Source organism: Enterobacter sp. 6722112, assembly GCF_058661685.1.
Map to the genome: position 1 here is coordinate 347,242 of NZ_JBZWGR010000007.1, position 14,227 is coordinate 361,468.

Genomic DNA, 14,227 nt, shown 5'->3' on the forward strand with positions numbered 1-14,227 from the left:
AAGGGTGTAATTCTGATGACGCAATTAACCATGAAAGACAAAATTGGCTACGGGCTGGGTGATACCGCCTGCGGCTTCGTCTGGCAGGCCACGATGTTCCTGCTGGCCTATTTCTACACCGACGTGTTCGGTCTCTCCGCGGGCATAATGGGGACGCTGTTTTTAGTTTCCCGCGTGCTCGACGCCGTGACCGATCCGCTGATGGGGCTGCTGGTAGACCGCACCCGCACGCGGCACGGCCAGTTCCGCCCGTTCCTGCTGTGGGGCGCCATCCCGTTCGGCATCGTCTGCATGCTGACCTTCTACACGCCGGACTTCTCCGCGCAGGGCAAAATCATCTATGCCTGCGTGACCTATATTCTGCTGACTCTGGTCTACACCTTCGTTAACGTCCCTTACTGCGCCATGCCGGGGGTGATCACCGCCGACCCGAAAGAGCGTCATGCCCTTCAGTCCTGGCGTTTCTTCCTCGCCGCCGCGGGGTCGCTCGCCATCAGCGGCATCGCGCTGCCGCTGGTCAGCATCATCGGCAAAGGGAACGAGCAGGTGGGCTATTTCGGCGCCATGTGCGTGCTGGGTCTGAGCGGCGTAGTCCTGCTTTATGTCTGCTTCTTCACCACCAAAGAGCGCTACACCTTTGAGGTGCAGCCGGGTTCGTCGGTGGCGAAAGATCTTAAGCTGCTGCTGGGCAACGGCCAGTGGCGGATCATGTGCGCCTTCAAGATGATGGCGACCTGCTCCAACGTGGTGCGCGGCGGGGCGACGCTCTACTTCGTGAAATACGTGATGGATCACCCGGAGATGGCGACCCAGTTTTTACTTTACGGCAGCCTCGCCACCATGTTCGGCTCGCTCTGCTCGTCTCGTCTGCTGGGCCGCTTCGACCGCGTTACCGCCTTTAAGTGGATCATTGTCGCTTACTCTCTGATTAGCCTGCTGATCTTCTTCACGCCGGCGGAGCATATTGCCCTGATTTTCGCCCTCAACATCCTGTTCCTGTTCGTCTTTAACACCACCACGCCGCTGCAATGGCTGATGGCCTCTGACGTGGTGGATTACGAGGAGAGCCGCAGCGGGCGACGCCTGGACGGGCTGGTGTTCTCCACCTACCTGTTCAGCCTGAAGATTGGCCTGGCGATTGGCGGGGCGGTGGTGGGCTGGATCCTCGCATACGTGAACTACTCCGCCAGCAGCAGCGTGCAGCCGGTCGAGGTGCTCACCACCATCAAAATTCTGTTCTGCGTGGTGCCCGTGGTGCTCTATGCGGGCATGTTCATCATGCTGTCGTTTTATAAGCTCACCGACGCCCGCGTGGAGGCCATCAGCCAGCAGCTGATCAAGCACCGCGCGGCGCAGGGCGAGGCCATTCCCGACGCCGCGACAGCCGCATCCCATTAACCGGAGGCAACATGGAAATCACTAACCCGATACTCACCGGCTTCAACCCGGACCCGTCCCTGTGCCGCCAGGGCGAGGACTACTACATCGCCACCTCGACCTTCGAGTGGTTCCCGGGCGTGCGCATCTATCACTCCCGCGACCTGAAAAACTGGTCGCTGGTCAGCACGCCGCTGGACCGCGTGTCGATGCTGGACATGAAGGGCAACCCGGACTCCGGCGGTATCTGGGCGCCGTGCCTGAGCTACGCCGACGGCAAATTCTGGCTGCTCTATACCGACGTGAAGATTGTCGATTCGCCGTGGAAAAATGGCCGCAACTTCCTCGTCACCGCGCCGTCCATTGAGGGGCCATGGAGCGAGCCGATCCTGATGGGCAACGGCGGGTTCGATCCGTCCCTGTTCCACGACGACGATGGCCGCAAATACTACCTCTACCGCCCGTGGGGGCCGCGCCATCACAGCAACCCGCACAACACCATCGTGATGCAGGAGTTTGACCCGCAGACCGGCACCCTCTCGCCGGAGCGCAAAACGCTGTTTACCGGCACGCCGCTCTGCTACACCGAAGGGGCGCATCTTTATCGCCACGCGGGATGGTACTACCTGATGGTTGCCGAAGGCGGCACCAGCTACGAGCACGCCGTCGTGGTGCTGCGTGCAAAAACCATCGACGGGCCGTACGAGCTTCACCCGGATGTGACGATGATGACCAGCTGGCACCTGCCGGAGAACCCGCTGCAAAAGAGCGGCCACGGCTCGCTGCTGCAAACCCACACCGGGGAGTGGTATATGGCCTACCTTACCAGCCGCCCGCTGCGCCTGCCCGGCGTGCCGCTGCTGGCCTCAGGCGGACGCGGCTACTGTCCGCTCGGGCGCGAGACCGGCATCGCCCGCATTGAATGGCGCGATGGCTGGCCGTACGTGGAGGGCGGTAAGCACGCGCAGCTGACCGTGAAAGGCCCGCAGGTGGCGGAGCAGCCCGCCGCCGTGCAGGGTAGCTGGCGGGATGATTTCGACAGCAGCACGCTTGACCCTGAATTGCAGACTCTGCGCATTCCGTTCGACGACACCCTCGGCTCGCTCACCGCGCGCCCCGGCTATTTACGGTTATACGGCAACGACTCGCTCAACTCGACCTTTACCCAGTCGACCGTGGCGCGCCGCTGGCAGCACTTCACCTTCCGGGCCGAGACGCGGATGCAGTTCTCGCCGGTGCACTTCCAGCAGAGCGCGGGGCTGACCTGCTACTACAACAGCAAAAACTGGAGCTACTGCTTTGTGGACTACGAGGAGGGGCAGGGCAGAACGATTAAGGTTATTCAGCTCGACCACAACGTGCCGTCGTGGCCGCTGCACGAGCAGCCCATTCCCGTGCCGGAGAGTGCGAAGAGCGTCTGGCTAAGGGTGGATGTGGATGCGCTGGTCTACCGCTACAGCTACTCGTTCGACGGCGAGACGTGGCACACCGTGCCGGTGACGTATGAGGCGTGGAAGCTGTCGGATGACTATATCGGCGGGCGCGGCTTCTTCACCGGCGCGTTTGTGGGACTGCACTGCGAGGACATCAGCGGCGACGGCTGCCACGCTGACTTCGACTACTTCACCTACGAGCCGGTCTGACGGCTCAGGCCGGGTAGCCCAGCGCGCGTGAGAGCTGGTGCCCGGCCTGCTGAAGCTGCTCGCGGAAATTAGCCAGCTCAGCGTCGTCCACGCGGGAGGTCAGCGTCGACAGGCTCAGGGCGGCAATGACGCGGGACTCGTGGTTCCACACCGGCACCGCCACGCAGCGCACGCCCTGCTCGTTCTCTTCGCTATCCAGGGCATAGCCCTGCTCGCGGGTCTGCGCCAGGGCACTCATTAGTGCTTCACGAGAGGCGAGGGTGGAAGGCGTAAAGGTAGTGTACTGATAGCCCTCCAGCAGGGCGTTCAGCTCGGGCTCGCCCAGCCAGGCAATCAACACCTTGCCGATGGCGGTGGCGTGAACCGGCAGGCGGCGGCCGATGCGCGAATAGGCGATGGCGGCCAGCTTGCCTTCAATCTTCTCGATGTAGACCCCTTCACGCCCGTCCAGGATCCCCAGATGGGTCGTCTGCCCGGTCCGCTGGGACAGCTCCGTCAGCCAGCCTTTCGCCTTCTGCCGAATATCCATCGAGCCCACGACAAAATGCCCGCGCTCGACCAGCTTCATGCCGAGGCGATACTTACCGTTCTCCGGGTTCTGATCGATATAGCCGTGAAGTTGGAGGGTTTTCAGCAGCGAGTGGAGGGTACTCTTGCTCAGCCCCATCAGTTTGCTGATGTCGGTGATCTTAAGCTCGGTGGCCTGCTCGTTGAACAGGTCGAGGATCTGCAACGCACGTTCAACAGACTGAATAATCGGCATAATGCTGGTATGTCCACGCTGGAATTAAGGCGAAAACGTACCTTTTTCGGGGTGAAAAATCAATGAAATGGAGCCGGTTTGCCCGGCGGCGCTTCGCTTGCACGGGCCTACGGGACTTGTAGGCCGGGTAAGCGCAGCGCCACCCGGCAACAAAGGCGGCTACATTATTGTTAGCGGGGGACATCAATTATTATCCCGAGCGGCGACAGACTGGATTTTCCAGATCCCATCTTCTTTCACCATGCAATCAATGACGGTGTGCTGGGTCTTTTTGCCAAACGTGATATTCACGTTTACACAGACCGGGTCTGAATCATACGAATCAATAGCCACATTCTCAGCCCAGTCCTCGCCGATATACTGCGATTTCATAAAAAAATCCGCCTCGTAAAATTCAGCGTCGGCATAACGGGGATCGTCTGCATGACGTAATTTTTTCATGGTGCTGGCCGTAACGAACTTATCGATTTCATTTCCCTGTTGGATGGGATAGCGATTGTTGTTCACTTGTTTAATGTACCAGCGATTGAATTCAAGGGCGCGCTGCATCGGTATCTGAAAATCTTCGGCCCCCAATGCGGCTGTGCTGAATAACGCAATTAAGATGAGCTTATTCATATTAATAATGCCTGTATAAGGTTATTGCTGGCTGGAGTTGGCGATAGGTTGGCCCCTTCGATTTTAAGCCCTCCGGCTCGAATGGCGGCGGCGAGTGCTCGAGCGCAATAGTGTCCAGTATGGGTTAGTGCGTGGCTACGGGCGTATGACACAGCTTCATGTTTATTCCATGACATAAAAAATCCTTATTAATGAAATGCAGCAATAAGGAAATATTACGCCGATAATATACGGTGTTTTGTAATTGATAATGACCTGATATTAACCATTATCTACTCAGTAAATAATGGTTAATAAAAAAATAAATACCTATTATGGTTAATGCGTATCTGAGAAAGCGTCAGTAAAATGAATTTTTCTGCCTGACGATAACGCTGTTGTCGTTTTTAGGTTTTTCTCCCTCTCCCTGTGGGAGAGGGCCGGGGTGAGGGCACCAGCGCTCAGAGGACCCAATCACTCCCCAAGCGTCGCCACCATCACCGCCTTAATCGTATGCATCCGGTTTTCCGCCTGGTCGAACACGATGCTCGCCGGCGACTCAAACACCTCGTCCGTCACTTCCATCCCGCCGTGCAGATCGAACTCTTTCGCCATCTGCTTGCCGAGCGTGGTCTGGTCGTCATGGAACGCCGGCAGACAGTGCAGGAACTTCACGTTCGGGTTGCCGGTCAGCGCCATCATCTGCGCGTTCACCTGATACCCGCGCAGCAGCGCAATCCGCTCCGCCCACTTCTCTTTGGCTTCGCCCATCGACACCCACACGTCGGTATAGATAAAGTCCGCGCCCTTCACGCCCGCCGCCACGTCTTCCGTCAGGGTGATTTTCCCGGCGTGCTTTTCCGCCAGCGCGCTGCACTCTGCCACCAGGCTCTCTTCCGGCCAGCAGGCCTTCGGGGCCACCAGGCGCAGATCCAGCCCGGTCAGCGCCGCCGCTTCCAGCATCGAGTTGCCCATGTTGTTGCGCGCGTCGCCCGCGTAGACCAGCGTCATCTCGTTAAACGCCTTGCCCGGCAGGTGCTCCTGCATGGTCAGCAGGTCAGCCAGCAGCTGCGTCGGGTGGAACTCGTTGGTCAGCCCGTTCCACACCGGCACGCCAGCATACTGCGCCAGCGTCTCGACGACTTCCTGGCCGTGACCGCGGTACTGAATGCCGTCGTACATCCGCCCGAGCACCCGTGCGGTATCCTTAATTGACTCTTTATGCCCAATCTGGCTGCCGCTCGGCCCTAAATAGGTAACGCGCGCGCCCTGGTCAAATGCGGCAACTTCGAAAGAGCAACGTGTACGGGTCGAGTCTTTTTCGAAGATGAGCGCGATGTTTTTGCCAGTAAGCTTTTGTACTTCCTTGCCCTTTTTTTTATCGGCTTTGAGCTGTGCGGCAAGGGTCAGCAGAGAAGTGAACTGTGCAGGGGTAAAGTCGAGCAATTTCAGAAAGTGTTTCTTGTGCAGATCAGACATTTTATCCTCGCATGGCGAACGCCACTTATTGAATTAAAATTCACTTTATATGTGTAATTATTCATTTGCAACCCCGTTTCACAAATCTTTCCAACAAAGGTGGAGGCAAACCCGTCCGTGTGTGAAAATAGAAGTATCTGCCGCACTTTAAAGAGGATTGACCCATGGCAAACCCGGAATTACTGGAAGAGCAACGCGAAGAGACGCGTCTGATTATTGAAGAACTGCTGGAAGACGGTAGCGATCCGGACGCGCTGTACACCATCGAACACCATTTCTCTGCGGACGACTTTGAAGCGCTGGAAAAAATGGCCGTGGAAGCCTTCAAGCTGGGTTACGAAGTGACCGAGCCGGAAGAGCTGGAAGTGGAAGAGGGCGACACCGTCATCTGCTGCGATATCCTGAGCGAAGGCGCGCTGAAGGCGGAGCTGATCGACGCGCAGGTAGAACAGCTGATGAACCTGGCCGAGAAGTTTGAAGTGGAATACGACGGCTGGGGAACCTACTTCGAAGATCCGAACGGTGAAGACGGCGAAGAAGGCGACGACGAAGACTACGTCGACGAAGACGACGACGGCGTGCGTCACTAAGCGTTTCAGGCGGTGGCGTGCGCCACCGCTTTTTCAAGGCAGAACCATGGATTACCCGCAGATACTCGCCCCCGTACTTAACTTCCTCCAGTGCCCGACCCCGCAAGCATGGATTGATAAAGCCCGCGACCCGGCGAACCTGCCGCTGCTGCTCACCGACCACATGGTGTGCGAGCTCAAGGCCGCCCAGACCGCGCTGCTGCTGGTGCGTAAATACGTCGCCGACGAAAGTGGTGCCGACGCGCTGCTCGACTGGCTCAAGCCCTACGAACTGTTCACCTTTCGCGACGGCCCAGAGCCGGACTTCATCGCCCTGCACAGGCAGATTGGCAAAAGCGTGATGCCCAAAACCGACGACCCGTGGGGCCAGGCGCTCATCGACAGCATGGTGCTGCTGATTAAAGAGGAGCTGCACCATTTCTGGCAGGTGCGTGAGGCGATGCTGGCCCGCGATATTCCGTACGTCAAAATCACCGCCAGCCGCTACGCCAAAGGGATGCTGAAGGAAGTGCGCACCCACGAACCGCTGACGCTGATCGACAAGCTCATCTGCGGCGCCTACATCGAAGCCCGCTCCTGCGAACGCTTCGCCGCGCTGGCCCCGTTCCTCGACGACGACCTGCAGAAGTTCTATCTCTCGCTGCTGCGCTCGGAGGCGCGCCATTATCAGGACTACCTGACGCTGGCCCAGCAGGTGAGCGACGACGATATCTCACCGCGCATACAGCTTTTTGGCGAAATTGAAGCCACACTTATCTCGACACCGGACCACGAGTTTCGCTTCCACAGCGGCGTGCCGGTGTAAACCGGCACAACTCAAGGATAAGGATGCGAGATGAATAAAACGTGGATCAGTACGGTCGTTGTTATTGTCGCGGCCGCCGCCGTGGCGTTCTGGGTGTTCTTTGACAGGCAACGCGTTCCGGAAGCGCAGATTGATACCACCCTCAACGCGATGCCTGCCTGGCAGGTGATTAAGGAGCAGGAGCCCGCGCTGCATCAGCGCATCCTCGACCAGATGGCCGCCCTGCAAAAGGCCGGCGAGCCGGAGCAGCAGATTATCGACACCATCCAGCCGCAGATCCTGCATTTGCAGATGTCGCGCCTGCAAAACGCCCCGGACGCCAACGTGGTGAACTACATGACCATCAACATGGAGCAGACCGCCGCCATCCAGAAGGGGAGCGACGACGCCTGCTTCCGCTTCCTCTACCCGACGGTGAAGGGCGGCGTGAATCCGATGCGCATGCTGGATAAAGACCTGATGACGCGGCGAATGCAGGCCGACGCCGACATGATGCGCGCGGCCTACGGCAAAAACCGCCACACCGTGACGCAGGCCGAACGGGTGGCTGCCGTCGAGGACGTGCGGCCGATTATGAAGGAACTCGCTGATAAGTACGGCGAGGACATTCAGCTGTTGCAGATGCCGGAGAAGGCGGCGGGCAAAGAGAAGCTCTCCTGCGATATGGTGCAGGAGATGTGGGCGAAGGTGCTGGTGCTGCCGGAGCAGAAGGCGGCGAGGGTGATTCGGCTGGCGGTGTCTGAGCTGGAGTGAAGGGGCGCTGGTTTTTTGGGCACTTAGCGCGGGTTTAGCGCGTCGTCGCTTGCATGGCGGCGCGCGACAGGTATAATCCACAACGTTTCCGCATCCCCTTCAGTGCCGAAGTGGCGAAATCGGTAGACGCAGTTGATTCAAAATCAACCGTAGAAATACGTGCCGGTTCGAGTCCGGCCTTCGGCATTCAGTACCTTATTTTCTTTTAAATCAATGAGTTAGTGTGAAAATTCCGTCTCATTGACCAGTAGAAAATGTCAATTCTTCATCACGTACAAAAGCCACTGTGTTTGTTAATGGCTTTGGTATGTTAGCACATAGTGGCGAGTAGTTCCCAGGCTCAACCTCGTATCGCTTTTCCCTTTGAAGCTGGAAGACGTGCCACCGTCTCTAAACCTATACCAAACGCTTACAGTGAAGCGCATTTTTTGCCGATGCTCCCAAATGCCACACGTCGCTGATGACGTTGCAGGGAATAAACAGGTTTATGGTGGTGTTCGTACCTACAAACGATATGTAGGCTCTGCCAGCGGTTCGGCCTCGCTCCTTCGGGTACATGGTCATCCTGATAAACTTCACTGTCTGACATATCCCTGATGTTGTCGCCTAACGGCTCCGCGTGTTGTCTTACCACCAACGGGCATTAGGCTTCTATTGTCCAAAATCTGTTAGTTGCACAATTTTTGCACCCTGTATAACCTGAGATTAATCTTAATCACTCAAGGGTGGGTATGTCAGATAAGGAATCAATACGAAGGGAGTTAACTCTTTTGTTGGAGATACTCGCCTTGACTGGAGAGCAACGAGATTTTGTTGAATCAATGTACCAAGACAATGCAAACAGTAGGGGGATGGTAATGACCAACAAGCAGTTACGTATCCGCTATGGATTTCATGGAAAACACATGGAAAAAAATGTTGCCTGGGATGGCAATGATCAGGTGAATAGTGTTTTGGCTGTTCTTATTGAGGAGTTGTCTCTCCCGATAGGTGAGAAACCAGTGAATCTGATTGAACACGGTGTAGATGATGTATTTTTCTACGATGAAGAGAGTCAGAAATGGCTCGAAATCCCTCCTAAATGGCTAATCAAGGCATAAGGTCAGGGGGCAACTCGCCCCCCGCTTCTTCACTTCAACGCGCGTATGTAATCAAGCAAGGCTTTCAGTTGGCTACCTTTCATCGCCGGAACACGAATACGTATATCAGCCTTTCCTGTACTGGCGTACCTGCTTTCCCCTTGCAGTAATCGAAGGCTCATTGTTATGATCTGATGGTCTGACATTACTAACTCTCCGTGGTGGTTTGTTGTTTGTCGGATCGCTGTGTGGGATGTTCTCAGCATCCTGCACAGCACTATTAACAGCATTGCGTAAATTTCTCGGTAACAGATGACGCTGTATCGTCGTCCCTGCAAACTTCACTACCTGCGTATAAACGCACACCGTAGCACCACACCAGATAAAGCTGGTGATTAGCTCTTCTTCCTTTTTCAATACTCATCTCCGAGAATTGCACCTAAGAAAAATTCTGTTTGCTCTTCGCTGCCTTTGACGCTGTAACACTCGATAGCCTTTCTCATTTCGCTTTCGTCCGTGTTACCAGACAGCCATTCTATCAGGCTTTCTAAATACTCCTCCGCTCTGTTCACGTCGTGATCTTCTGGTAACACCTTGATAGCGTCTGCCATGAAACAGGCTTCTACGTGGTCGTAATGAAACAGCAGGGCAAGAATACTTTCTTGTTGCCATTGTTCAGGCGTTTTCAATCCGTAACTGTTAGTCATTTGATACTCACCCATTTACGATCCTCGTTCGGTGTTGCTTGTTGAATTGCATCTTTCAACACCTGTTCAAAGTTCACGCCGTGCTCCTGGCTTCTCTGCCACATGTCCAAAAATGCTACGGCGAATTTCAATTCTTCTTCGCTCTCAATAGGACTGAAAGCTGTGGTGTGTTCGTTCATCTCTATAATCTTCATACTCATTACTCCTCTTCAAAGGTCATTGTGTAGCGGCATTGCTGCGATGGTCTGATCGTCACTGTCTCCGTATAGTTGGCGTTGCTGTAAACGCAGATCTTCGCGTTATCTGTCTCCTGTTCATCACTGAGAATCAGGGTTATCTGTCCGGCATTCGCCAGGGCTGGCATGATCCCCAGCGTCAGCACAAGATATTTCATGTTTACCTCCTTATAAGTCCATCTCATTGATCACACGGCTAACGGCTTGCTTGTCTAAATCCAGATAGCGTCTGGTGTCGGTGATGTTGCTGTGATTGAGCACAGTCATAGCGAGGGCAATGTTATTTCCAGAACGCCGATAAAGAGCATTCCCCCCCGCCTTTCGAAAGCTGTGTGCTGATACAGTGCCATAAATCCCGATAGCTTTAGCGGCTTCTGCGATCTGCTTACTCACTTCCTCGCGTCGTACAGGTGCTTGCTTGTTCATCGAGCGGTTACGTTGGCTCCTGAACACATGCACATCATGCGGAAACTCAGCACGGCGACGTGCGATCATCTGCACCACTGGAGCCGGAAGGGTGAGGGCTTTACGCTTCCCTGTCTTCTGTTCTTCTATGTCAATCTCACCGTTGATCACTTCGTCGAAGCGCAAAGCGACGGCATCACCCACACGCAGTACGGCGGCTTGCATTATTAACGAAACGTCAGCTATCAGGCTCTTGTTATGAGCGTTTAGCCACTCCCTGATCGCTTTAGCTTGCTGTTCGTCTAACACTACTGCTCTGTTCAATTTACCCTCCTTCAAGGTCACACATCTAAATCGATGAAATAAATATTATGATCAATTTCAGTAAGTTGCAATACAAATGATCAAAAAATGATCGTTGTTGTGTGTGGTAGATGGCGCGATTGTGTCCACTGCTGAACGCGAAGATCAGGCACACCCAGATCGAAATCTGCATGATTTTGAAATATCTTCAACAAATTCATAAGGTTGGCATTTATAAACATGTGTTTGGACATTGCCAAATCATCAGATCGGCAAGAAGAACAGCGGTGACACCGGAACATCACACTACCAATGCTTGTGTGTGGTTGTTATCTATCTCATTGATTTAATGGTGATAAATGTAGAGTCGTTAGGCGAGGGCGGCGCTAACCTGCCTGTATGCACAGATTATGCGGAGTTTATGCACTTGCAACTGATTGCATCATGAAATGATTAGAATGCTAATGAATTGGCGGGTTTTGGCATGAAAAAAGAAACATCGTTTCAATTTAGAAAACTCGTTCAACGAATCCGGCACGGGTGCAAAGTGGTTTTCATGACAAACAGCCTGTATCCCGCACTACACAACGGTTTAGCTAAACTGATCATTCTGACAATGAAAGTGAACAATCTACTTTGGCTTACATCTACACCGATTCTTTACCTGTCATTTAAGATAGGTTTTGACGTTATTACTGTGGGGTTTCGATAGGGTTAATCTAAGATTTGCCTCTGGTTTTTCTTAGGATTGTTGCATGTGCGATTCGTAGTGAGCAGGGCGACGATCTATCATTGGGTAAAGTAACGAAACAGTACTTTTGAACATACGGGAAAAACCCTGCTATGTGACGGAGTGTCACACATACGAATCATCCCATCTGTGACGTTATGTCACACTTACAAACTACTTCTGTGACGCTGCGTCACACTTGGGGCACGTTATCTGTGACGTTATGTCACTCTATAAGACTACTTAACTATAATACTAAGATCTATAAGACTATCTTTCATGGTTTTGCGCTTGTCGCAAAGATCTTTTGCCTGGCGCCTATCGCCGTCACTCCTGGCAAGCAGCCTTACTTCGCTTCCTTTCGGGCTACGTTGGCTGGCCTCGTTCCGCTCACGACGCAGCAAAGCGTTATCTATACATTCTGTATGGTGCAATGGCTTTGCCACCGTGAATCGGTTGCACATGATCACTTCGCCGTGGGCGAATACCATTGCGCTGTGCGCTTTGTTACCATCTGACCAACCAACTACCGTTGATTGAACATCTGATAAGCTGACTAACCTCAACCATCCATTCATGAACTAAGGTTCACCCATGCAAGGTTTCAGTAAGTCAGTGGCTAAGGCTTCACTGGTCGCTGATAGCTCCAGTTCATCCAGCCTCAATCCAATACCAACACCTACTATCCTGATAACTACCGTTATCCCTCTGTAGTTGTGCTATTGGTTTCGGTAAGTGCCAGAGGGCGCACAGGAAGCCCGTAGAGCGATTTAAACAGGGTAGGGAATGCAATGGTAGCCTGAAAGCGTCAGAACGCCGCAGAGAGCGTTACAGGCTGTTTTTCGTTGTTCTTGTGGCTGTCTTCTCTGGTGGCAAGTTCTACCACAAAAACAGATTGACATCCACTGTTTATTTTGTGTATAAAGAGCACAAATCGCAAAGCAAAAATACAACGCATTGAAAATAATCAAAAAAATTTCGAATAATCACCGTTAAGGGGTTGACAAAAGTTTAGAAATAGGTTAGAATACCCATATAGCATAAAACTTTATCCACATAATCTCTTAATGCACTTTGAGCCGTCAGGCTGCAAGGTGTCTTTTTATTTACGCCAACCATAGGAGGCCACACTGAGATACTTTGACGTTGAAGACACACTTCAACAATTGAAAGACGGAACCACCAACCGTTACCGCATCCGAGCACTACGCAACGCTTGCCGCGCTCGTGGATACCACGAGAGGGAAGCCTTTCTCACAGAAGTATTGAAGCGCTGGGATGAAATCCGCACTTCGACCACCAACGAATAAACCAGAAGGAGGAAACCAGAATGATCGAGAAGAAAACCAAACTACCGCCGTCCACATCGTTAATGATACCGGATGCCACATTCCAGATTCTGTTCAAAGAAGCAAAGCGCCGAAAAATGAGCGTAAGCGCACTACTTCTTGAAGAGTGTCAAAACCTGGCGGTTAAATATTCGAAAGCTGGCGCGTAATAACCACGAGACAGCATTAACAACAATCCACGAATGAGAAGCGGAGAAAGCTAAATGAAGAGCATTCGTAATTTACTGAGCATACATAGGAGCATAGAACAATGGCAAAAACCCTCGCCGAGATTAAGGCAGATCCAAAATACCAATACACCGATAAAGATGGAAAAGTAAGAGATCGTACAATCAACATCCCGCATTACTTCCGAGAGATTCCACGTATTTATTCTCCCAATCTCGAAAATGGTTTCATGGATTTTTGCCCGAAGGCGCAAAAGTTGTACTGTTATTTTCAGGGATGGGAAAATTCAGGGAATTTCTGTTACGAAAGCCAGACAGAACTTGGAAAGGTGATCGATTTATCCAGGGAGCACACCTGCAAACTCATTCAGAAGCTGCAAGATGCAGGGCTAATCACGAAAGAGAAAAACCCTGGTTATCGTTCCAAAGTTTACCGCACGTTTCCGATCACTGATGCGCACATTACTCCACCAGAAGCACTGACAGTGCAGCCTGTAGCAGCGTCTGACGAAGTGCCAGCCCCTGAGCCAGTGAAGGCCGCAGAGGAGCATTCAGTTCCTGATTTTGATGATCTTCCGTTTGTCTGGGATGCTCCAGAATACCTGGAGCCGCCAGCACCAACACCAACGATCCCCACTCAGCAGGACAAGCCAGACCTTCCCTGGGGCGGTGTAGCTATCTGCAAACCGAATGGCGATCCCATTGATGCCGCTTTGAAATGGGCGTTAACAGAGACAATGGGCGATGAGGAAGCAGCCTACCGACTTATTTCCCAGACAGCGACCAAACATCTTGGACGTGAGATTATTTTAACCGTACCAACGAATGAAACCTTCGACGAATTCGAAGATCTACCATTTTAACCAGGAGGATTATGATTCAATACTTAGTGAAATACGGTGTTGACCGTATTCAGATTAACGACGCTGGAAAGCGCGTATTAGAAACCCTGCAATACTTTTACAGATCCAAACCAACCAAGATCCGACTTGGTGACATTATCGAACGTTCTGGATGTTCGCAAGGTGGTGTGATGTTCTGGCTACATTCTCTTAAATCTTTCGGTGTGATCGCTTTTAAAGAAGCTGGACATTTCGACATAACAATAAAATCTATGATCTCGGATTATGAGATCATTTATTCGAACGACTAAATAACAACCAATGGGAAACTTTTATGATAACTGCTTTATGGTGGTTCACCATATTCTATGGCGTTCACGTTATGACAAGACATGGAGTTTC

At 52.9% G+C, this 14,227-nt stretch carries 17 protein-coding genes and 1 tRNA gene; 10 read left to right on the top strand and 8 right to left on the bottom strand.

The window, feature by feature from the left end; all coding sequences use genetic code 11:
- Positions 1–15 precede the first annotated feature (15 nt).
- Positions 16–1,398 (top strand): MFS transporter, encoded by a 1,383-nt coding sequence (locus AC4OVU_RS03205; RefSeq protein ID WP_032652345.1) that lies wholly within the window; start codon positions 16–18, stop codon positions 1,396–1,398.
- An 11-nt stretch (positions 1,399–1,409) separates the two neighbouring features.
- A complete protein-coding gene (locus AC4OVU_RS03210) occupies positions 1,410–3,020 on the top strand; it encodes a glycoside hydrolase family 43 protein (protein WP_110293123.1) in 1,611 nt (536 codons plus the stop codon).
- A gap of 4 nt (positions 3,021–3,024) precedes the next feature.
- Here AC4OVU_RS03210 and xynR read toward each other — a convergent pair whose 3' ends face one another.
- From xynR to argL, 4 genes are all read right to left on the bottom strand, one after another.
- Positions 3,025–3,783: a DNA-binding transcriptional repressor XynR gene (xynR, locus tag AC4OVU_RS03215; RefSeq protein WP_109937767.1), complete on the bottom strand. Its 759-nt coding sequence runs from the start codon at positions 3,781–3,783 to the stop codon at positions 3,025–3,027.
- 183 nt (positions 3,784–3,966) lie between these two features.
- Positions 3,967–4,401, bottom strand: a complete 435-nt coding sequence (locus AC4OVU_RS03220) for a DUF3828 domain-containing protein (protein WP_032670691.1) — start codon at positions 4,399–4,401, stop codon at positions 3,967–3,969.
- A 453-nt stretch (positions 4,402–4,854) separates the two neighbouring features.
- Complete coding sequence (gene argF, locus AC4OVU_RS03225; RefSeq protein ID WP_110293122.1) at positions 4,855–5,859, bottom strand: ornithine carbamoyltransferase; 1,005 nt, start codon at positions 5,857–5,859, stop codon at positions 4,855–4,857.
- A complete protein-coding gene (argL, locus tag AC4OVU_RS03230) occupies positions 5,829–5,924 on the bottom strand; it encodes a putative translational regulatory protein ArgL (protein ID WP_213083700.1) in 96 nt (31 codons plus the stop codon). The genes argF and argL overlap by 31 nt, the downstream gene beginning before the upstream one ends.
- A gap of 99 nt (positions 5,925–6,023) precedes the next feature.
- Here argL and rraB point away from each other — a divergent pair, with 99 nt between their 5' ends.
- The 5 genes from rraB (at position 6,024) to AC4OVU_RS03255 (ending at position 9,107) form a co-directional block, all read left to right on the top strand.
- Positions 6,024–6,449: a ribonuclease E inhibitor RraB gene (rraB, locus tag AC4OVU_RS03235; RefSeq protein ID WP_017694625.1), complete on the top strand. Its 426-nt coding sequence runs from the start codon at positions 6,024–6,026 to the stop codon at positions 6,447–6,449.
- A gap of 46 nt (positions 6,450–6,495) precedes the next feature.
- Entirely contained in the window at positions 6,496–7,254 is a 759-nt protein-coding gene (gene miaE / locus AC4OVU_RS03240; RefSeq protein WP_058677508.1) for a tRNA isopentenyl-2-thiomethyl-A-37 hydroxylase MiaE, read from the top strand.
- Positions 7,255–7,284: 30 nt separating this feature from the next.
- Positions 7,285–8,007 (top strand): topoisomerase II, encoded by a 723-nt coding sequence (locus tag AC4OVU_RS03245; protein ID WP_110293121.1) that lies wholly within the window; start codon positions 7,285–7,287, stop codon positions 8,005–8,007.
- A gap of 104 nt (positions 8,008–8,111) precedes the next feature.
- Positions 8,112–8,193: transfer RNA gene (locus tag AC4OVU_RS03250), tRNA-Leu, on the top strand.
- A gap of 545 nt (positions 8,194–8,738) precedes the next feature.
- Positions 8,739–9,107 (top strand): hypothetical protein, encoded by a 369-nt coding sequence (locus AC4OVU_RS03255; protein WP_029497222.1) that lies wholly within the window; start codon positions 8,739–8,741, stop codon positions 9,105–9,107.
- Between the two features lie 392 nt (positions 9,108–9,499).
- On the opposite strand, the gene AC4OVU_RS03260 is transcribed toward AC4OVU_RS03255, so the two are convergent.
- Genes AC4OVU_RS03260 through AC4OVU_RS03275 form a run of 4 tightly spaced genes read right to left on the bottom strand, consistent with a single transcriptional unit; the run spans position 9,500 to position 10,758 of the window.
- Positions 9,500–9,808, bottom strand: coding sequence for a hypothetical protein (locus AC4OVU_RS03260; RefSeq protein ID WP_180238192.1), 309 nt, complete (start codon positions 9,806–9,808; stop codon positions 9,500–9,502).
- Positions 9,790–9,987, bottom strand: a complete 198-nt coding sequence (locus AC4OVU_RS03265) for a hypothetical protein (RefSeq protein WP_023304379.1) — start codon at positions 9,985–9,987, stop codon at positions 9,790–9,792. Before AC4OVU_RS03265 ends, AC4OVU_RS03260 begins: the two co-directional genes overlap by 19 nt.
- A 5-nt stretch (positions 9,988–9,992) precedes the next feature.
- Positions 9,993–10,187 carry a hypothetical protein gene (locus AC4OVU_RS03270; protein WP_023304378.1) on the bottom strand — a complete coding sequence of 65 codons (195 nt, stop codon included), beginning with the start codon at positions 10,185–10,187 and terminating at the stop codon, positions 9,993–9,995.
- Positions 10,188–10,197: 10 nt separating this feature from the next.
- On the bottom strand, positions 10,198–10,758 hold the full coding sequence (locus AC4OVU_RS03275) for a tyrosine-type recombinase/integrase (RefSeq protein ID WP_023304377.1): 561 nt from the start codon (positions 10,756–10,758) through the stop codon (positions 10,198–10,200).
- 2,039 nt (positions 10,759–12,797) lie between these two features.
- Between AC4OVU_RS03275 and AC4OVU_RS03280 the strand changes: the two genes are divergently transcribed.
- The 3 genes from AC4OVU_RS03280 (at position 12,798) to AC4OVU_RS03290 (ending at position 14,136) form a co-directional block, all read left to right on the top strand.
- Positions 12,798–12,965, top strand: coding sequence for a hypothetical protein (locus AC4OVU_RS03280; protein ID WP_022649293.1), 168 nt, complete (start codon positions 12,798–12,800; stop codon positions 12,963–12,965).
- Between the two features lie 101 nt (positions 12,966–13,066).
- Positions 13,067–13,846 (top strand): helix-turn-helix domain-containing protein, encoded by a 780-nt coding sequence (locus AC4OVU_RS03285; RefSeq protein ID WP_032625258.1) that lies wholly within the window; start codon positions 13,067–13,069, stop codon positions 13,844–13,846.
- Between the two features lie 11 nt (positions 13,847–13,857).
- Entirely contained in the window at positions 13,858–14,136 is a 279-nt protein-coding gene (locus AC4OVU_RS03290) for a hypothetical protein (RefSeq protein WP_045355676.1), read from the top strand.
- Positions 14,137–14,227: the final 91 nt, after the last annotated feature.